This is a genomic window from Moorena sp. SIO1G6 (assembly GCF_010672795.1).
Classification (GTDB): Bacteria; Cyanobacteriota; Cyanobacteriia; order Cyanobacteriales; family Coleofasciculaceae; genus Moorena; species Moorena producens.
The window spans coordinates 1-21,289 of sequence record NZ_JAAHFZ010000013.1 but is presented as its reverse complement, the minus strand read 5'-3'; the positions used below and the strand labels follow the sequence as shown (position 1 = coordinate 21,289).

Below are 21,289 nucleotides of genomic sequence, written 5' to 3'. Positions count from 1 at the left end.
GCTAATCTTAGTTAATTTTAGTTAATTTCTGCTATTAGATCGTCAAGTTCTTCCTGAGTAAAATCAACTGCAGGAAAGTCTGAAGGAGTAAATCCTTGAGCATCTGGTGACTGACAGTGAGCGATCAAATTTTGCAAAACATTTATGTATTTTTCTGCCAGGCTTTCAATGGTTAAAGGATCATGATTACGACTATTGTAAGTCCAGATAATTTGGAACTGACCTTCTACAATCAAGGCATTAATCTCCAACAAATGGGCACGATTTATTTGAGGACTTTCATTAGCTCCAGTCGACTCCCAGGCCCCTTGCCAACTCACCTGTTGAGATTGACTACTCTTAAACTGACCCAGGTAGTTGAAACTCACCTCTGCTGGTGGCAATGCTGCTAGCTGAGTGCGGATTTGTTCATCCTGATTCAAATACCGTAGAATACCGTAGCCAATGCCACGTTCGGGAATCTCCCTCAACTGTTCTTTTACAGACTTGAGCACCTCCCCAACTTCTTTTGATGACAGTTGTAGCTGTACTGGGAACATACTGGTAAACCACCCCACCGTGCGAGATAAATCAACATCTGCGAATAATTCTTCTCGTCCGTGCCCCTCTAAGTCTATTAGTATTGTTTCTGTTCCCATCCACTCTCCTAAACTCACGACTAAGGCTGTCACCAATACATCATTTATTTGAGTGTTGTAAGCAGATGGGACTTCCTGTAGTAAAGCTGTTGTCTCCTCTTTGCTCAATGTCTGAGTCACATTGACAGCATTGCCTACAGTGTTGTTGGCTTTTCCCTCTGGATAATCTATCGGTAAGGAAACTATCTCTGACCAGGGCTGATTTAACCAATAATCCAGTTCTGGCTGCAACTTTTGAGATTGCCCATATTCTACTAAGCGCATCGCCCAATCTTGAAAAGCTGTAGTTTTTTCTGGCAGTTTTATAGTTTCTCCCTTAGACAATTGTTCGTATGCTTCAAATAGGTCTTCTAGCAATATGCGCCAGGAGACACCATCTACTGCTAGGTGATGAATGATAATTAATAAACGCCCCTCAACTTGACTACCTAAGTTAAACAGCACTACTCTGATTATGGGACCATCACTCAGGTTTAAGCTGGCCTGTTGTGCTGTTGCTGTCTGCTCTAAGAGGGTTAGTTGCTCAGTTTCTGATAATTTTGATAAGTCTACTACTTGGAATGACATACTTTCCAACTTACCAGAATTGATTTGCTGCCAAGAATTACTTGTTTTATGATACCGCAAACGTAGGGCATCGTGATGTTCTAGTATTTTTTCGACTACTTGCAATAGCAAATCTGGTTTGATATCGGGTGAAACTGATAACAGCAGAGATTGGTTGAAGTGGTGCATCTGTTGGAGATTTTGTTCAAAAAACCAATGCTGAATTGGAGTCAACGGTATTTCCCCTGTCACTAAACCTTGTTGATGTTGCACGTTTGCCATCGCTCCTGCCACTGCTGCTTGTTCGGCGATGGTTTGATTTTGTAATAGCTGTTTAGTCGTCAGTTGAATACCTGCTTTTTGGGCACGGGCTACTATTTGAATACTAATAATTGAATCTCCTCCTAGTTCAAAGAAGTTATCGTGTATACCCACCTGTTCTATACCCAACACTTCTCTCCAAATCTCTGCTAATACCTTCTGTGTCTCCGTTTCAGGAGCTACATACTCCGTTGACACACTACTGGCCACATCCGGTACAGGCAAAGCCTTACGGTCTACTTTGCCATTGGGAGTCAGAGGCAATTGCGACAACACCATCAACCCCGATGGCACCATATACTCTGGCAACCGCGACTCCAGATACTCTCTCAACTGCGGGATCAGTTCCTTTCTCAACTGGGAACTCAACGGATTATTCCCATAATTGACCCAGTTACCTGCTACCACTGATTTTTGAGTTAGGGGTGTTAACACTATCTCTTCTTTGGCTAACTCACTGCGCACAAATACCCCATCCATCAATTCTGGATTCCCCTGAGCAGACCAACACAACTCTAAACTATACCCTAAAGATGTACTTAGTTCATATAAGCTCTCTGGATCAATGCTTTTGGTTTCCTTTGACTCTAATTTTTGCCTCAACTGCTGCACATTCTGTTTTGATTCTGTCTGTGATAGCAACTCTACCAACTCTACATCATTAGCTACTCTGCCATTGACTAAACCACTAAAGCAAACTGATTCTGGCCCTTTGTCTCGCAGATAAGTTTCTATCTGTTGAACACTCAGAGCCGCTCCACTTTCTACAGTCGGTGTTATTACTTTTCCTGGTTGTGCCTCTATATGCAACAGTACGCTATACCTATATTTATTCAGTTCATTGTGTTCTGTTCCCCTCTGTAAACGCATTTGTACATGAGTTATTTCTGGATGTTTTTCTTTCAGAGCTACAAACAACTCTGGTGACACTAACAACTCTCTCTCCTGCTCCATGTTTCTGTCTATATTTTCCTTTAGTTTTTGTCGTGACAGTGAGGGAGTTGCTTGATACAGTTGCACCGAACTGTGAAAGGCTTTCATTAATGGCAAACACCGGACATCTCCTAGTAAAATGAACCCTCCTGGTTTGACTATCCGAATTGCCTCAGGTATTGCTTCTAACAAATACTCTACATTCGGAAAATATTGAATCACCGAGTTTAATAGCACTACATCGAAGCTTTGACCTGCTATGTCACCTATCTCATCTGCTCTTTTCTGTGCTAGATTGACCTGAGCATATTTCTCTGGTTCCTGGAGTATTTGTTGTTGGATATACTCTAGGGAAATACTAGATATATCCATGCCATAATAGGCTTGTGTGTGGGGGGCAATTTGAAATAGTAGCAACCCGGTTCCACAACCTATTTCACATACTTTTTTCGGTTTATGTGCTAATACTTGAGCTACAATATCCCCTGCCCAAATTCGCATTTGCCTTTCTGGTAAGGATTGGTTGTCGTAACTGCTACTCCAACCTGAGATGTTGAATAATGGGTCGGTTACTTCACTCTTCTGTTCATCAATTTGTTGGTTAAATAGGTTTTGCCAACTGTTGATTTGAGTGTTTGATACTTCTGGATTTGATGTGATGCTGCTTTCAACTTCAGGTACTACATATGCTACTAGACGTTGAGCCTCTGAGTTATCTTTCCTGGCTACTACTACTGTTTGTTTGACACTGGGATGTTGAGTTAAGGTTGCTTCTATTTCTCCAGTTTCTATCCGGTATCCTCGGACTTTGACTTGGTGGTCTATCCGCCCGATAAATTCTATATTCCCATCACCTAGATAACGGCCATTATCCCCCGTCTTATATAATTTTGACTTTTCAAAGGGGTTCGGGATAAATCTCTGATTTGTTAAATCCTCTCGGTTGAGATACCCACGAGCTAAACCAACACTACCTATATAAATTTCACCAGGTACTCCTATGGGGACTGGTTGTAAATTCCTGTCTAGGATGTAGATTTGAGTATTGCTGATCGGCCTACCTATGGCTGGCATAGAACACTCTGGTGAGCATTCGGCCATGGTAGCACATACTGTTGATTCTGTTGGTCCGTAGGCGTTAACAAATTGTCGTCCCTTTGCCCAGTGCGATATTAGCTCTGGTGGGCAAGCTTCTCCTGCTACCACTATGGTCTTTAAATCAGGTAATTCCTCTTTGGGCATCACTGCCAGAGCTGAGGGAGGAATCGTAATATGGGTGATTTTTTTCGACTGCAACCACTGACAAAAAGCAGTTCCAGGCATTAAGGTATCTCGGCTGCCCATATACAAACTGGCTCCTGAACCTAAAGCCATGACTATTTCCCAGATGGAGGCATCGAAACTTAATGATGCGAACTGAACGACTCTGCTGTTTGAGTTGACTTGAAACCCTTGGATTTGAACTGTAACCAGATTACACAGTCCCTTGTGTTCTACCAATACTCCTTTCGGTTTACCTGTGGAACCTGATGTATAAATTACATAAGCTAAATTTTGGGGGCTGACTTCACTCTCTATTTTTTCTGGTGTTTCAGTTGCTATTTTTTCCCAATCTTTATCTAGAAGGACTACTTGGGCTTGATGTTGGGGGAGTTGAGCTAATAATTGTTCTTGAGTTAGTAACACTGACACTTGGGAGTCAGCGAACATATATTCTAGGCGTTCTTGGGGATAGGCCGGGTCTAATGGCACATAAGCTCCTCCGGCTTTGAGTATGGCTAATAAACCTACTACCATCTCTGCTGAACGCTCTACACATATACCTACTAGGGTTTCTGGAACTACTCCCAACTTTTGCAAATAATGTGCTAGTTGATTAGCTTTGCTATTTAATTCCGAATAGGTCAGCTTTTGCTCCTCAAATACTCCTGCTATGGAATTTGGGTTGTTTTCGACCTGTTCCTCAAATAATTGATGGATACATTTGTCTTTTGGGTAATCTGTTGTTGTGTTGTTCCATTCTACCAGTATCTGGTCTAACTCTGCCTCTGTCATCAATGGCAATTGACTGATTGGTACATCTAGATTCTCAACAACTGCAGATAACAATACTTGATAATGTGACAGCATTCTGCCGATTGTTTCTGCTTCAAACAAGTCTCGGTTATAAGCACACCATATCTTTAGTTCTTCTCCCTCTTGCCATAAGTGCAATTCTAAGTCCATTCGCACCGTCATTTCAACTTCTGCCACTGGGTGTAAACTCATCTCTAAGTTGGGCAAGCTAAAATTTGACACCACTGTTTCTGTCTGCTGAAGGGCAAACACAACTTGAAATAAAGGATTATGCTTTAAAGAACGCTCTGGTTGCAACTCCTCCACTAATTTTTCAAAAGGTAGGTCTTGATGAGCGTAAGCTTCTAATGCTGTTTGTCGGACTCTATTCAAAACTTCTAGGAAAGTCGGTTCCCCACTCAGGTCTGTATACATCACCAGGGAGTTCACAAAAAACCCGATCAACCCTTCAAGTTCCTTGCGGTTGCGGTTGGCGATGGGTGAACCCACTACTATCCGTTCCTGACCACTGTAACGACACAGTAACACTTTGAAAGCTGCTAACAGAGTTATAAATAAAGTAACACTCTGCTCCTGGCTAATTTTGTTTAATTTTGCTGTCAGTGGTGCTGATAAACTAATGATTTGCTCCCCACCCCGGAAAGTTTCTGTAGCTGGTCGGGGATGATCTGTTGGCAGTTGCAGTTGAGGTAGTTCCTTGAGTTTTTCCTTCCAGTAATTCAGTTGTGTTTCTAGGACTGACCCTTGCAAGCAGTTACGTTGCCATACAGCGAAGTCAGCATACTGCACTGGTAGTTCTGGCAATGGAGAAGGTTTCCCCGTGACTGCTGCTTGGTAATAGGCTGAAAGTTCTTTAGCAAATACTGGCACTGACCAGCCATCAGTTGCGATGTGATGTAATATCACTAGGAGTATGTGTTCTTTTTCACCCAACTTGAATAACTTTGCCCGTATTGGTGTATCTTGTTCTTCTATGTTGAAGAGTTGCTGATTTTCTTGTTGGAGCAAGTTTTGTACCTGTGTTTTCTGTTGGGATAGTGTTAATCCACTCAAGTCTACTTCTGGTAGTTCTAACTCATAAGGAGATTGGATTACCTGTATAGGTGTACCATTGATTTCCTTAAATGTGGTTCTGAGAGTTTCGTGACGAGTGATTATCTGGTTAAGACTTTGCTTTAAAGCTACTAGCTGCAATGTCCCTCTCAGATGGAAGGTCAACGGGGCATTGTAGGCATTGCTTACTGTACCCAATTTTTCCAAAACCCACAACCGTTGTTGGGCAAATGATAATGGTAGAGGATTACCATTTCGCTCAATAGGTGTAAGTGGGAGCTGCTTGTCGTCTGTATTTAAATTAGCTTGTTCTAAAAAAGTGATAATTTCTTGCTTAAGTTCGGTTAGCTGAGTTCGGATATCTGATGTTAAAACCCCCTCTGGGGCATTACAACGCAAGCGTCCATCCTCAACCCATAATTTGACATCTTGATGAGCTAGCTCAGACAAAAAATTCTCTAAGGTTTTCACAGTTCAATTTCCTCCCGATTTTCTTGATTATTAGAAGCAGTTTGTAGTTGTTTTGCTAAAGATAAGTGACTATTATCGCGCTCCTCAAATAAATCGCTTAATTTAGCCACAGTGGAACTTTCAAACAAACGACTTACAGGTAACTCCACGTTCAAAGTTTCTCGCACACGAGAAACAACTTGAGTCATCTTTAGGGAATCGCCTTTCAATTCAAAGAAGTTATCATGGATACCCACACTTAATACCCCCAATACCTCCTGGAAAATAGCTACAAGCTGACGTTCAGTTTCATTCCGTGGTTTAGTTTGTTGATGAGTGCTATAACCGACTAACTCACTCGTTATCAACTGCTCTCGATCTATTTCTCCAGTCTCAGTCAAAGGTATTTGTGCTTGTTGTATCCACCGACAATCAGTTCGTTGACCAAAGCGATCGCGTACCTCCAACTTTTGCAACTGATTCATAATAAACCCTGTCTTAGCAGTAAAATAAGCAGTTAACTGTTGTAAACTTTGACAATCAAAACTCCAACGTTGGATCTGAGGCTTACTACCATCCAAACCCACTAGCAGATTAGTATGATGACAAGATAGAGACGCCAAAAACGAATACATACCTTGTAAGGGTGACATAGAATAGTAACCTCTGTCACGTTGTTGACGCTTGAGTTTTTCGATTTGGTAACCTCGGCTCATACCGGTTTCATCCCAAGCACTCCAAGCCAAACAATAGCTTTTGATAGAGTTGTGAGATTTTTGGTAATCACAAAAGGTTTGCATAAAACGATTAGCCGCCGAATAAGCTCCTATAGATATTCCCCCAAACAAGCCAAATATAGAAGAAAAGTGGACAAACAAACCCTCTGGATTTTCTTTAAGTAATTCATGCAGCGCCAAAGTCCCCCAAACTTTCGGTTTTAGAACTCTAGCTATACTTTCTTTGGTTTCCGAAACTAGCATTTTTTCTTGGTAGATTCCAGCTAAATGGATTACTCCATCCAGTTGACCTCCCCATTCTGATATAGTTTTGCCTACTATCTGTTGTAACTTCTCTAAATTACAAATATCTACTGCTTCATAAGTCACTTCCCCCAACTGCTGCAACTGTTGATAGGTTTGATTTTTATCAGATATTTCATCTAGGGGCGTTCTACCCACTAATATGAGTTTCGCCTGATAATACTCTAACAGATATTTGGCAACTTTTATACCTATTCCTCCTAATCCCCCACTCAGCAGATAAATACCACCTTGTTTAAATGGTAATTCCTGTTGAGGTGCTGATGTCATATCTACCGCTTCTATACCTGATACCAAGCGTTTTCCATCTCGGTATGCTATTTCTGAGTCTGGGCAAACATCCCACAACTCTTGCCAAATATAATTACTATTTACCTCCAAATCAGCTACAGGTAGATCGATGTGACGACAACTTAACCAAGGCATTTCCATCGGGATAGTTTTCAGTAACCCTAACACTGTTGCTTTCTCACAAGCTATTTTATCTGTGGGTAGAACTGACTGACTGTAACTACTCACCCACAATAATTCTACCGGATGTTTTGTCCCCTGAATTTTTTCTAAGCTTTGAATCAAATGTAATAAACTATAAATTCCCTGAGAGTTTGACTGTTCTATGCTCTCTACCTTGGTAATTTCTTCATATTCCTGGTATTGAGTTAGATGTATGATTCTGCTAATGGGTGCTTTTGTGAGTGCTATTGACTCCAGTAACTGTTGATAATGTTGTGGGTTGTCCGGAGCAATTAAGTAATAATACTCATTTATTTTTTTGAATTCTGAATTAGCCTCAATTTTCAAACAATATTGATGATTTTGCTGTAATTTATTCCACAATAAATTTCCTAATTCTAAATCATCAACGAAGATTAAACTTAAACCTTTTTGGGTCGGATATTTGCCAATTACTGTTTCTTTATCTCGCCATGTGGGGCGGTAAAACCACTTAGGTACTGTGTTGCTATTTTCTAGTAAAATATCAAACCGTTTCTGAATAGACTTAAACTCACCCGCTTCAAAACGTTGTTTCAGTTGTGTGCGTTGAATTTTTCCAATAGCAGTTTTGGGAATTAGTTCTTTGTCTACAGGAATTAAATAATCGGGATTAATACCAATAGATTTAACGACAACCGAGCGAATCTCTTTGAGCAGATTTATTAACTCATTATCATCTGTTTTTTCTGTACTCAAAAATATAGCTAATTTATCTGTATTACCATCAGCTTCTCGCACAGCACAAGCTGCAGTATAAGAAACCTCTATTCCTGATAATTCTTCCACAACTGCTTCTATTTCATGGCTATAATAGTTAAGACCATTGATAATAATTACATCTTTTTGTCGTCCAGTTATTGTTAAATTTCCTGCCTGGATAAATCCTAAATCCCCAGTATTAAACCAACCATCTTCTGTCAAAGCGTCTTTAGTTGCTACTGGATTTTGATAATAACCAGATGTGACCGATACTCCTTGTATTTGTACGCTCCCTATTTTACCTTCTGCTACCAACTGGTTTTGATTATCTACAATTCTGATTTTCGTACCAGGTGTTGGGGAACCTACTTCTACAAATTTTTGCTCATTTGTTGTTGACTCAAACCAGAAGTTATTGGAGTATGTTACTGCTGAAGATGTTTCAGACATTCCCCAAGATGGGTGCATTACTTGAGCTGGTAGCTGATAGGGAATCAGTAATTCTAAGAATCTTCTGCTGGTTTTGGCAACTATTGCTTCCCCTGCATTGAGGATGAATGTCAAGGAAGATAAATTCCATTTAGACTCTACTATTTCTCCTAGTTTTGAGAGCTTTTCGATTTGCTCAATAACTAATCCATAAGCAAAGTTTGGTGCCCAAGTTATCGTCACCCCATACTGGTAAATCCAATCTAACCAATTAGTGGGTGTTTGTACCACCATTTCTGTTGGAGCATGGATCTGTTGACATCCTAAATAGACATCCCTCAGATGAAACATGACTATTCCTCCCACATGGTCTAGGGGAAACCAGTTTAAGGAAATTTCTCTATCTGTAAAGTTGTTCATCTGGGCAGTGGCAGCACAACGACTTAACAAACTGCGATGGCTTTGCATTACAGCTTTGGGCATTCCGGTGCTACCAGAAGTTAGCAGCAAGATTGCTAAATCTTCTGGTTGACTGTGGTAAAAATTACTATCTGCTTCGCTCTTTTGTAAAGCTTCTATGGTTTCTTGTTCCCAGTTTTCTAAGTTCGATTCTTGAGACCAGCGCTGAAGTTTTGGTGCTAACTTACTATCTGTCAGCACTAATGGCTTTCCTAACATTTGCCAGCTATTTTTCAGTTTGCTCAGGGTGGTGTTAGGTTGGTCATAGCTGCGGGCAATTGATACTGGTACTGGAATAAATCCCCCTAAAACACAACCCCATAAAGCGCTGATAAAATCTTGATTTTGTTGAAGTTTAAAAATTACTTTGTCTTGAGGTTTCAGACCGATTTTTCTCAATCCTGCTAATATCTTTTGCGAATTTTTTAGTAGTTCGCCATAGGATTGAGTAGATTCGGAACCATCATAGTTGATGTATATTATTCCTTTTTCTGAATGCTGTTGGGCTGCTTTTTGTAATGCTTCTGCTAGGGTTTGTGGTGCATCTTCTGGTATTGTTAATTTACCACCATCACTGAAGGCAGGAACAACAGTTGTTTGGCTTTCTGATTGAGATGCTATTTCTACCTCAGAAGTAATTTTGGCTGTGGTTGTTGAGAACTCTACTGTGGGAGTTGTTTCAGGAATTAGGTCTAATAAATGAACGGGTGGAAGTGCTTTAGTTTGTTTGGATTGCACTACTACTGCTGCTTGTTCTATTTGTGGATGCGAATGCAGTTTTTCTTCCCAACGCTCTATTAACTGGGAGTCTATTACTTCTAGAGCGAACAGATCATTTTCATCTATTTTCCCCGATCCTGTTAGGGGTAATGCTGATACTTGTACATAAGCATCAGGTCGCTGATGATTTGATAATTGAGATTTGATCTGAGTTTGTATTGACTCGGTGGATATGGCTTTTGATACTTCTAGATAAGCTAGTAGCTGTTCCTCTCTTACTAATACATAACAGTCTTTTACTTCTGGATGGGTGCGCAAGGCAACTTCTACTTCTTGCAGGTTAATGCGGTTGCCTTTCACTTTTACTAGCCGCTCCACATTACCTCGCCATTCTAGGAAACCATCTCCTAAGCGACGTCCCCACTGTTGGGTTTTCTGTAGAAGACCGAGTTGGGGATGTTTGTATATGTCACCAGAGTTTGAAGAGCTATCGGATGCAGCAATGTAGATTTCTCCTTCTACACCAAGAGGAACCAGTTGTTTGTGATTATCTAGAATATAAATAGGTAAGTTATCTGACCAATCTAGGGGAATACAGGTGTTTTTGTCTGGGTTCTGACTAATTTCTAATAACTGTTGTTGCTCTGCTACAGTTAATAGTGGGAGTTGAGATATTTTCCGATCGGGGTTCTTGACTATAGCTTCTAACAACATTTGGAAATGACTTAACCAACGCTTGATAGTCACATCATCAAATAAATCCAAATTGTAGTTTAAATTCAACAAAAATTCATTCTCTATCTCAGTAATATCCAAGAAAAGATCGTAAGTTACAAACCGCTTATGAGTAGGTATCAAGCTAGTTTTCAACCCAAACATACTTGGCAAAGTATGGAATCGGTCTAGGTTAAATAATACCGATACCAAAACTGTTCTACTAAGATCTCTTTCAAGATTAAGCTTACTCACCAATTTGGCGTAGGGATAATCTTGATTTTGATAATCTTCTAACAAATTCCCCCTCATACTTATTAAAAATTCAGAGAAGCTACAAGAGTCATCAACACTACTCTTAATCGGCAATATATTAGCACAATAGCCAATCATATTTTTACTTCCTTCCAAAGCACGTCCAATTGTTGCAGTACCAATTACAATATCTGCATCATTCGTGAGTTTGCTTACTAAAATTTGATAAGTTGCTAAAAGAGTCATAAACAAGCTACAACCCTGCTGTTTACTAACCCTTTTTATTTGCTCGACCAGACTAAAATCCAATTTGAGAGTTTGTCTACCCCCCTTATAGCCCATTATTTGTGGACGTGGGCGATCGCTTGGTAAGTCTAAAACCGGAATCGAACCAGAAAATTTATCCAACCAGTAAGATTCGCTTGCAGCCATTTCTTCTGTCTGACTGATTTGGTTTTGCCACTCTACATATTCTCTGAATTGCATCGGTGGCTCTAGTTTGCAGATTTTCCCTTCACATTGGGCTGAATAAAAAGCAGCTATCTCTTTGAGGATTATTTCTATGGATAAACCATCATTAATAATATGATGAATTCTTAATACTAACCGATGTAATTTTTCTTCTAGTCTAAGGATATAAGCTTGCAATAGAGGTGCTTGACTCAGGTCGAAAGGTTTTTGAATCTCTTCCTCTAACCATTCAGTTATTTTAGATTCGCGACCGCTAGCTAATGAGTTTGAGAAATCAATCAAAGGAACCTTAATTTCTACTGAAGGCAAGACTTCCTGAAAATCCCCCTCAGAACATATTATTGTCCGTAGAGCTTCATGGCGTTCTACAATTTTTTGGATTGCTTGCTCCATTGCATTGATATTCAATATTCCCTCTAACTCAAGGCATACTTGATCGACATAAGCTTGTCTGCTATTCTCATCAACCTGGTCCAGAAACCAACATTGTTTTTGAGCTTCAGTCAGTGGAAAGGATACTAACAACCCATCTGTTTTCTGAAAGTCAATTTTGGGCAGTAACTGTAAAATTTCAGTTTTGTGTTGCTTTAATGTCGCTAATATTGAGTCGGTTGACTGGTCTTTGGGAGCATCGTATAATAATTGTCCATCTTCACTCCAAAGTTGCCAACCTTGATGATAAATATCTTGTAAAAATTCAACTAAGTTATTCATAATGCACCTCTCACACGCTCCGGTTGTTTGACATTAATTTGATAAATTTGCTGATTATTTTTCGGGAAAAAACCACCCTGACGCATTTCTGATATGCTTTCTTTTACAGCAGAAATAATATAATCAATATCTTGCTCTGTATGAGCTGTAGAAAGAAAACAAATTCTCCCTTCCCATATATAAAGACCTTTTTTTATTAGGTGATGAATCAGTATTTCCACCTCTATTGGTTGAAATATATAGCTCTCATTATCCGATGAAACAAACTGAAATATAGATGCAAAATATATCACCTTAACTGGTACATCTTCTTGTTTAAAGTAAGTATTTAGTGTTTCTACAAGCTTTGAAGTACCTTGATTGAGATTTTCTTGTAGTGATAGTCCTTCCCTTTGCAAATGCTCCAGCACTGCTTTTGCTGTAGCCATCGCTAAAGGATTTTTGTTGAAAGTACCACCAAAGAATGTCTGTAGTTTATGAGGATAGGAATCATCTCCATAGTGCCACTGGCCACCATCAAGGCCGTCCATATAGTCACCTTTACCAGCAATAATCCCTATTGGTACACCACCACCGACACACTTACCATAGGCAACAATGTCTGCTTCAATATCAAACCAAGCCTGCGCCCCTCCTGGATGAATACGAAAGCCAGTGATTACCTCATCAAAAATTAGAGCAATACCTGCTTGTTTAGTAAACTGTCTTAGTTCCTGAAGAAACTCTTTTGGTTGTAAACTTAGTCGGCGACTTTGTACTGGCTCTACCAAAACAGCAGCTAATTTATGGCCATTAGCTCTAATAATATCTAGAGATTCACTAGCACCATAATTTAGGACAATAACATCATCAACCATATTTTGCAATACCCCTGGAGATACGGGAACAGCTTGATGATTGTTGTCTAGATTAGTCGGCGCAACGGCTAAAACTCCATCTGAATGACCATGATAAGAGTTAGTAAACATCACAATCCGATCTCGACCTGTAGTCAGACGTGCTAAACGTACTGCTGTCATCATTGCTTCTGTACCGGAGTTACAGAATGCAACTCGCTCCATACCTGTGAGTTCTTGAATTAACTGTGCTACTTCCCCCACAAATTTTGCTTGCGGACCAACTTGTACCCCTTGATTTAACCAATTTTGGATAGCTTCAGTGATAAATTGTGGCTTATGACCAAACAGATGTACGCCAAACCCCAAGGAGATGTCTATATACTCATTGCCGTCAACATCCCACATCCTAGACCCATTAGCTGATTCTCCAACTATGGGATATCTCATCTCTTTTAGTTCCATTATCCATTTTGCTGTAGCTCTTTTATCAGCCAGTAATGGACGATAACGTTGGGCAGTTTCTTGAGATTTTTGAGTTTTCCTTGTGTAAGTAGTAATAAATTCATCTAAGTAGCTCTGTTGCTGTTTATTCAAAGCTGCTTTACGTTTGTTCAAGGCTACTTTCCTGGAAGTATTTGTCGCAGATATCTTTTCCTTGATTTTATTTGACTCTGCTTGAGCAATAATCACTGTTTCTTTAGATAAAGCTGTTGATCTTCCCCCAGTCTTAGGAACAGTGACAACTTCAGCAAAACCACTTTCACTCAGTAACTGCTCCCACTTGGATGAACTTAGCAAAGGTGAATCAGGGCGTAAGTCTAAATCATTGAATTTCTGCCATCCGCCTAATAACCCAAAGATTAAATCTAACCATCTTTGAGGAGCCGTCTTTTCCCACAAAACTAACATTCCCCCTGGTGCTAATAATTGCCGCACATGGGATAAAGTCTCACTCATATAAGTAGTAGCATGAAGCACATTAGCCGCAATAATCACATCGTAACTGTGAGACTCAAATCCTTGATTTTTTGGGTTTTTCTCAATATCTAGGGTTTGATAACTGACATAGGGATAATCTGGGAATTTCTCTTTAGCTCTGACATTGAAAAATCCTCCTATATCTGTAAACACATACTTACTTTGACTGGGATTGAGATGAGGCAGAATATAACTTGTAGTTCCTCCAGTGCCTGCTCCAATTTCTAACAACCTTACTCCACAATTTGGTGGTAACTTCTCTATAGCTATAGCGATCGCTTTTTGGATGATATTATTCATCACCTGAGCTGGAGGAGATTCTTGATAGAGTTGGGTTGCGGTACTTAAGTCTCCTTCAGGAAAAACCAGTTGTATTGGATTTAATTTCCCTTGCAATACCCCACTCAGTTGGGAAGCACAACGATCAAGCAGGGTAAGTTCAGCTTGAGCATTGGGATATTGACTTAACAACTTCTGACTTTTATCTTTTGGCTTAGCTCCCTCTATAGTTTGCAGCACTTGCCACTGCTGTTGGGTTGACTGCACAATTCCAACTTCTGCTAGTATATCTAACAGACGCTTGAACAATCGCTGCTGGTCACTAACTACACTTAAACTTTGGACAGCTGATTCTGCGTAAAAGCTCTCTCCGGGTTTGTAATACCAACCCATTTTTTTAAGAGCTTGTAGAATATAATCTACACTCAAATTCTCCAACTCCGTTGGAATTTCCCGATAACCATCTAAATCTGCCTGAACTATTAATTCTGGAATAATTTTATTGAGTTGCTGTTCAATTTCTACAGGTGTCCTTAAATAATCACTAGGTAATAACTGACCAAAACTGACCCTTGAATCCTCTTGGCTAACTTGAGCATATGGCTTCGTCGATTCTGGTTTCACTTCTACTCTAGGAGCAGAATATTTTCTGTCAAATCTCCCATGAGAATGTCCATTATTCGGGACTGAAATCTGGCTTGTATAGTTAACCTTTCCTTGCAAAACTTCTAACTGCTGAGACATAACCTGGAGTTGCTGCTGCATAATTCTTTCTAGAGCAGTCGAATCTCCTGGTATTTCTGGCTTAACAGTGGTAAATTCTCTGTTCTTTTCAATAGTTTGTGGCAATGATATTTCTTCTAGCTTTGGCGAAGCCTGCTGTAGGTATTGCGATTCAGCAGTTTCCTCTTTGCCCCATTCCGGCGATAAATGTTCATCTATATATTTTGCCAAAGCATCTACAGTTGTCAATTCTTCAAAAAATTGCCTAATTGTAATATTTACCCCATAATTTTTTTCTACCTTTTTTCCGGCTGCCATCAGAGTTAGTGAATCTGCCCCCATTTCCAATAATTTATTATGAACCTCCACTTGAGATGACTGCTCAAATCCCAATTCTTGGGCGATAATTTCACTAATTTTTGCAATAATATTATCTCGTCGCCTGGATATTTTTTCTGGTGTTTGTGTCAGCATAAATTTATCTTCTTTCTCAAAAATTATGTTTTGTTGTTCTGATTTGTTTGGGTTATACTCACTCATCGAACCTACTTTTTTGTATCCATTGTTTTGAATATCAAGCCAATATCGTTCTCTTTGAAATGGATAAGTAGGTAATGCTACTTTCTGACCAGCATAATCTTTATTAAATCCTGACCAATCTACCTTCAAACCTTTCACATATAACTTTCCCAAACTTTCCAACATCTGTTGCCATTCTTCTTTAGGTGGGCGCAGTGAGGGCAACCATACACCTACCTCTTCTGATACACATTGCCTTCCCATTCCTAACAATATTGGTTTGGGTCCAATTTCTAGGAACAATTCATATCCTTGCTCGTGAAGAGTTTGCATACTTTCAGCAAAACGCACTGGTTGTCTGATATGGTCTACCCAATACTCAGGACCAGTAATTTCATCTCCCACCTTTTGACCAGTGACATTTGATATTAGTGGTATTTTAGGCTGACTATAGGATACTTGTTTGGCTATAGTTTCAAACTTGGCCAACATTGGCTCCATCAAAGGAGAATGGAAAGCGTGGGATACCTGTAACTGTTTAGTCTTAACTCCCATTACTTCTAGTTTACTACAAATACTTGCGATCGCTTCACTCTCACCAGAAATCACGATACTTTCTGGCCCATTGATGGCAGCAATGCTGACAGCGGGCTTGTGCAACCCCTCTTGGGAACTATAGTCCGCGATCGCCTTTTTGACCCGCTCCTCCGATGCCAACAACGATACCATCTTGCCACCAGCAGGCAACTGCTGCATTAACCGCCCCCGCATGGCAATTAACTTCAAACCATCTTCGAGACTGAAAATTCCTGCCACACAAGCTGCCACATATTCTCCCACACTATGCCCCATCACCACCTTGGGTTTGATTCCCCAAGAAAACCATAACTTGGCAAGGGCATATTCAATAGCAAATAGAGCCGGTTGGGTATAAGCCGTTTGGTCTAGGAAAGAGGAACTTGAGTTTTGTTCTTCTTGAGGATAAAGTACTTCTAAAAGCGGATTTTCCAGATCCGGACGTAGGATTTGATCACATTGATCTAACGCTTGACGAAAAGTAGGTTGTGTTTCGTACAATTGCCGTCCCATATTCAGATACTGGGAACCTTGACCTGTAAATAGGAATGCTACTTTGGGATAACTATTACTACTGCGTGGTTCCCAACAGTTGACTCCGACTACTTCCTCCCCTGCTGTGTGTTGCCGAAGTTTTTGTGTTAATTCCTGTGGCTCAGAGGCGATAACGGCTAGGCGATGCTTGAACATAGCACGCCCTGTGTTAGCTGTGTAACAGACATCTGCAACTGCCAATTCTGGATAAGTTTCTAAATGGTTTTGATAACGACTGACTAACTCTGAGAGCGCTTTTTCGGTTTTGGCTGACAGGGTTAATATATGAATTTGGCGTACCCTAGAACTTTCACTTTGGACTTGAACCGGAGCCTCTTCCAAAACCACATGAGCATTAACCCCACCAAACCCAAAAGAACTTACTCCAGCTCGCCTGGGAATCCACTCTCCTGCGTCTGTCTTTAACTGCTGCCAGTCTTGGGTTTCATGAACGATGTAAAATGGACTTCCATCTAGCTCTATGCGGGGATTTAATTGCTCAAAATTAACAATCTTGGGCAACTTCCGATGCTTCATTGCCAATAGGACTTTAATTACCCCGGCAATTCCAGCTGCTGCTTCCAAATGCCCTATATTTGTCTTGACTGTTCCTAGACCACAATAGGGTTTTTCTGGTAAGGGTAACTCATGCTGTTGATGCAGTTGTCTAAAACTTCGTTTAAGACCATTAATTTCAATTGGGTCTCCCAATGGTGTGCCCGTACCATGAGTTTCGATATAGGATACTGTATTTGGCGAAATATTCGCTTTTGTATAAGCCGCTCTGAGTACTTGAGCTTGGGCATAAACATTGGGAGAGGTTAGAGTTCGTGCCTTCCCACCGTGATTAACTGCACTGCCCTTAATTACACCATAAATATAATCTTTATCCTCTATTGCTTTCCCCAGAGGTTTTAATAAGATGATTCCAGCTCCTTCCCCCCTAACATAACCATCTGCTTGACTATCAAATGTTTTGCATTGACCTGTTGGGGATAACATGCCCAGTTGACTAAAGGAGATATAACTGGTGGGGGTACACAACACACTTACTCCACCAACCAGTGCCATCTCACATTCTTTTTCTTTGATCGCATTGATTGCTTGATGAAGTGCTACTAGCGAACTAGAGCAAGCTGTATCTACAGGGACACTCGGACCATGAAAATTGAAGAAGTAAGATATTCGATTGGGAATGATACAGGTGTAGGTTCCTGTTGCCGTATGTCCTTCAATATTTTTTTCATCCTGGTGTTGCAACTGATCGTAGTCGTAGTTACAAGCGCCTACAAATACCCCAACTTGGCTTCCCGACAGTTCATTTGGTGAATATCCCGAATCTTCTAGACAAGACCAACTCAACTCCAGCATGATTCTCTGCTGAGGATCCATGGGTTTTACTTCTCTAGGAGAAATACCGAAAAATTGAGCATCAAATTGGTCTACCTGCTCGAGAAATCCACCCCACCGACTGTTCGTTTTCCCTGGCTTGGAGATGTCTGGGTCGTAAAATAAGTCGTTATCCCACCGAGAAGCTGGCACTTCGGTAATTGCGTCTATACCATTACACAGTAATTCCCAGAATGCTTCGGGATTTTTAGCTCCTGGGAAACGACATCCCATGCCAATAATTGCAATCGCTTCTCTATCCATGGGTTATAGCTCTATTTATCCACAAAAAAAATTATAAATAAATATTTGATTGTTTTTCGGATATTTATTTATAATTTTTATTACAAATAATAACTTTATCGTACGATATCATTTTAATGCGATTTAATGCTGAGGGGGTGACATGAGCCCCAAAAATGTTACTCTATAAGGCTTTGAGGCCAATGGGATCAGGGAAGATACAGTCGGAAATTAACCCTCAATTCATTGTCTTGATGCAAAGCGCGAGTGGGGGATCACCAGGCAGGTCGCTGTACTCGTGATGGCGACGATGCACTGCTACCCAGGAGACTACAGGTCCTTGAGCGCCCATACAACCTAGAATTGCTAAAATGACTCTCATCGTCTCGCTGGTTTTAAAAGCACGATGGGCAAAGTAGCGATGTAGTCCCAAACTCATCCCAATCATACTCAATGCCCACATTCCTATTAGTAGTCCTATTTCCACGCTACTGATCGGGTACCACCATAGTAAAGCGATCGCTATTACTGTTCCGATTGCTGGAATGACATTGTACAACAGAAAGTGTTTGGTCTGGAGACCTTTTATGTAGTCATTTAATATAGTTTTTGACTTTTGAGTTTTGGCTGGTTTAAAAGATTCTTTGGTCACATCCATTGGCATTGACATAAAACTGTCTCCTTTTTGGCCATTTGCTCTTTTTTAAAAAACGAATTATAAGGGGTATAACACCTAGTTTACAGGTTTCATAATTTGCTTTATGCCTGTACTTTCAAAGGATATCATTATGCTTGATCATAATCAACCCATAATTCCCAAATACCTACATTTAATTTGATACCGCTGCTCCACTTTTACTTGCCACTTTTACCCTGGCTTCCAAGACCTCTAGTGTCCCTTCCAAAAACTTAACTCGGCAAGCAGAGCGTTGTATTTTGCCACTTGATGTTTTAGGAATGCTCCCAGCTTTTATTAATATTACAGAATACACCTGTAGATCATGTTCGTCTGTAACTGCCTCTCTAATATTTCCTACTACCTCATTTAGATCTAGTGTCTTTTGGTAACTACGCTCCACCTCCTGAACCACTATTAAACGTTCTTCTCCCTTAATCTCCACTGCCAATGCTGCTCCATGACTAGAACGCAGTGATGGGTGACTTTTTTCCACTGTCAATTCAATATCTTGGGGATAATGGTTGCGACCACGAATAATAATCACGTCTTTGATACGCCCTGTAATGAATAGTTCCCCATCTTGCCAAAATCCTAAATCCCCTGTGCGCATAAATGGCCCTTCACCACTTTCGGCAAGGTTTGCATTAAATGTCTTTTCTGTCTCTTCTAACCTATGCCAGTATCCTACAGCCATACTGGGATCGCATACCCAAATCTCTCCTACCTCATCTGGTTGACATTTTCTCAAAGTGTTTCGATTAACGATCGCCACTTTCATCCCACCAATGGGAGGTCCACAGCTCACTACAGATCGTACTACCTGCTCTTTTTCTGCTGGTGATACTACTACAATTCTATTTTTTTCTAGGGCTTCTGCTGCTAAGGTCAACACCCTGGCTTTTTCCCCATGTTTTTTAGTCGAAACCAACAAAGTTGCTTCCGCTAGTCCATAAGCTGGATAAAGAGCATCCCTACGGAAACCAAATGGTTCAAAAGTGGCAATAAAATTTTCCACTGTTTCTTGGCGAACTGGCTCGGCTCCGTTGCTAGCTGTACGCCAACTACTTAGGTCTAAATTCGCCCTTTGTTCTGCTGTGGTTCTTCTTAGGCAATGTTCGTAGGCAAAATTTGGTCCTTGACTATGGGTAACTCGGTAGCGTGAAATTGTCTGTAGCCAACGAATGGGTCGCATATAGAAGGCGATGGGCGACATCACATAGCAGGGAATACCGGAATATAGCGGTTGGATTAGTCCATCAACGAGTCCATAATCGTGAAAATGGGGAACCCACGTTGTGGCGATACTGTCTGATGTATAACCCCAAGCTTCTTTTATGTAACTACAGTGGTGTATTAAATTTTTGTGGGTTAGCATCACACCCTTTGGTGTTGAAGTGGAGCCGGATGTGTATTGAAGATAAGCCAGAGTATCGCTATTTAGATCTGGTTTTTGCCATTTTTGTGATAGTGCAGTAGGAATTTTATCGCTAACTATCCATTTGATGCTTTGGAATTCTGAAGACAACTGAGAAGTGGATTCTTTGAGTTGGGAATACTTGGAAAAATCAGTAAGTATTACCGAAGCTTGGGCATCAAAGACAATTGCTTCAAGCCTAGGTAGTGTCCGCTTCAGTCTAATTGGGTCTGGTGGTGGTGCCGGAATGGCAACCACTCCTGCATACAAACACCCAAATAAGGCGGCGATAAATTCTAGTCCCTGTGGATATAGGAGTAAAGCCCTTTCATTCCTATCTACTTGTTTTTGAAGTTCTACAGCAATTGCCCTGGCTTTTTCATCTAATTCTTTGTAACTTAGGCTATTTACCTCTTTTTCCCCATTCTGTAGGAAACTGTAAGCTTTTCGAGCAGATTGATAGTGGGAGCGATATTGAAGAAGGTCAATTAAAGTATAAAATTCTTGCTCATTTTTCATATACTCAATTTGGATTCACCACTATTGTTTGCCAATAACGTACGCAATTTTCTGGTCTAACCATGGCTGACCACAACCTATAACCTTACGGACACCTGTAACCTAGCTACAGACGGGTATTACTTGGTTTTGTTCTAGTGCTTTCCTCTGCATAGGTATGCGTACGCTAACCACCGAGACAGATTTTGACTGCGTCTCGGTGGTGGATATGTGGGCACTGCAATTACGCCAGCATACAAGCACCCAAACAAAGCAGCAATGAAGTCTATACCTGGTGGTACTACTAGCGAGCATTGCTCGTTCCCCCGTTGCCCCCAGAGACGGCAACTGGCAGGCGTACGCCCTTGAGCGTTGCTCTAATACCTCATAGGTGATACGAGCAGTTTCTTTTTCCCCTTTTTCCTTGAAGGTATAAGGGATTTGTTCAGGCTGAGAATGGGCTCTCAAGCGCCACAACTCTACCAGATTGTCAAACTTCTCGTCAAGGTCTAAAAATCTGAGATTTTTCAAGTTTCAACCTCCTTGGTAGATAGCGTTTTTCAACGCTTACTTGCTCCCCTGCCACAGTTTTTTACTGTTTTAAC

Annotated in this window: 6 protein-coding genes; all 6 read right to left on the bottom strand. The window is 40.6% G+C overall.

Annotated elements, in window-relative coordinates:
- Positions 1-17: 17 nt before the first annotated feature.
- The 6 genes from F6K63_RS14485 to F6K63_RS14460 all read right to left on the bottom strand — a co-directional run bounded on the left by F6K63_RS14485 (position 18) and on the right by F6K63_RS14460 (position 21,215).
- The gene (locus F6K63_RS14485; RefSeq protein WP_287312488.1) at positions 18-6,038 is read right to left on the bottom strand and encodes a non-ribosomal peptide synthetase; all 6,021 of its coding nucleotides are present in this window, start codon (positions 6,036-6,038) and stop codon (positions 18-20) included.
- The gene (locus tag F6K63_RS14480) at positions 6,035-12,013 is read right to left on the bottom strand and encodes an SDR family NAD(P)-dependent oxidoreductase (protein ID WP_287312487.1); all 5,979 of its coding nucleotides are present in this window, start codon (positions 12,011-12,013) and stop codon (positions 6,035-6,037) included. Before F6K63_RS14480 ends, F6K63_RS14485 begins: the two co-directional genes overlap by 4 nt.
- Positions 12,010-18,114, bottom strand: coding sequence for a type I polyketide synthase (locus tag F6K63_RS14475; RefSeq protein WP_287312486.1), 6,105 nt, complete (start codon positions 18,112-18,114; stop codon positions 12,010-12,012). Before F6K63_RS14475 ends, F6K63_RS14480 begins: the two co-directional genes overlap by 4 nt.
- A gap of 217 nt (positions 18,115-18,331) precedes the next feature.
- A complete protein-coding gene (locus F6K63_RS14470) occupies positions 18,332-18,763 on the bottom strand; it encodes a fatty acid desaturase (protein WP_287312484.1) in 432 nt (143 codons plus the stop codon).
- A gap of 160 nt (positions 18,764-18,923) precedes the next feature.
- Entirely contained in the window at positions 18,924-20,705 is a 1,782-nt protein-coding gene (locus tag F6K63_RS14465) for a fatty acyl-AMP ligase (protein ID WP_287312483.1), read from the bottom strand.
- Between the two features lie 102 nt (positions 20,706-20,807).
- Complete coding sequence (locus F6K63_RS14460) at positions 20,808-21,215, bottom strand: hypothetical protein (RefSeq protein WP_287312482.1); 408 nt, start codon at positions 21,213-21,215, stop codon at positions 20,808-20,810.
- Positions 21,216-21,289: the final 74 nt, after the last annotated feature.

What these genes read in the sequence shown, in the direction of transcription:
- F6K63_RS14475 (WP_287312486.1), bottom strand. Translation starts at nt 18,114, where the DNA reads ATGGATAGAGAAGCGATTGCAATTATTGGCATGGGATGTCGTTTCCCA.
- F6K63_RS14470 (WP_287312484.1), bottom strand. Translation starts at nt 18,763, where the DNA reads ATGTCAATGCCAATGGATGTGACCAAAGAATCTTTTAAACCAGCCAAA.
- F6K63_RS14465 (WP_287312483.1), bottom strand. Translation starts at nt 20,705, where the DNA reads ATGAAAAATGAGCAAGAATTTTATACTTTAATTGACCTTCTTCAATAT.
- F6K63_RS14480 (WP_287312487.1), bottom strand. Translation starts at nt 12,013, where the DNA reads ATGAATAACTTAGTTGAATTTTTACAAGATATTTATCATCAAGGTTGG.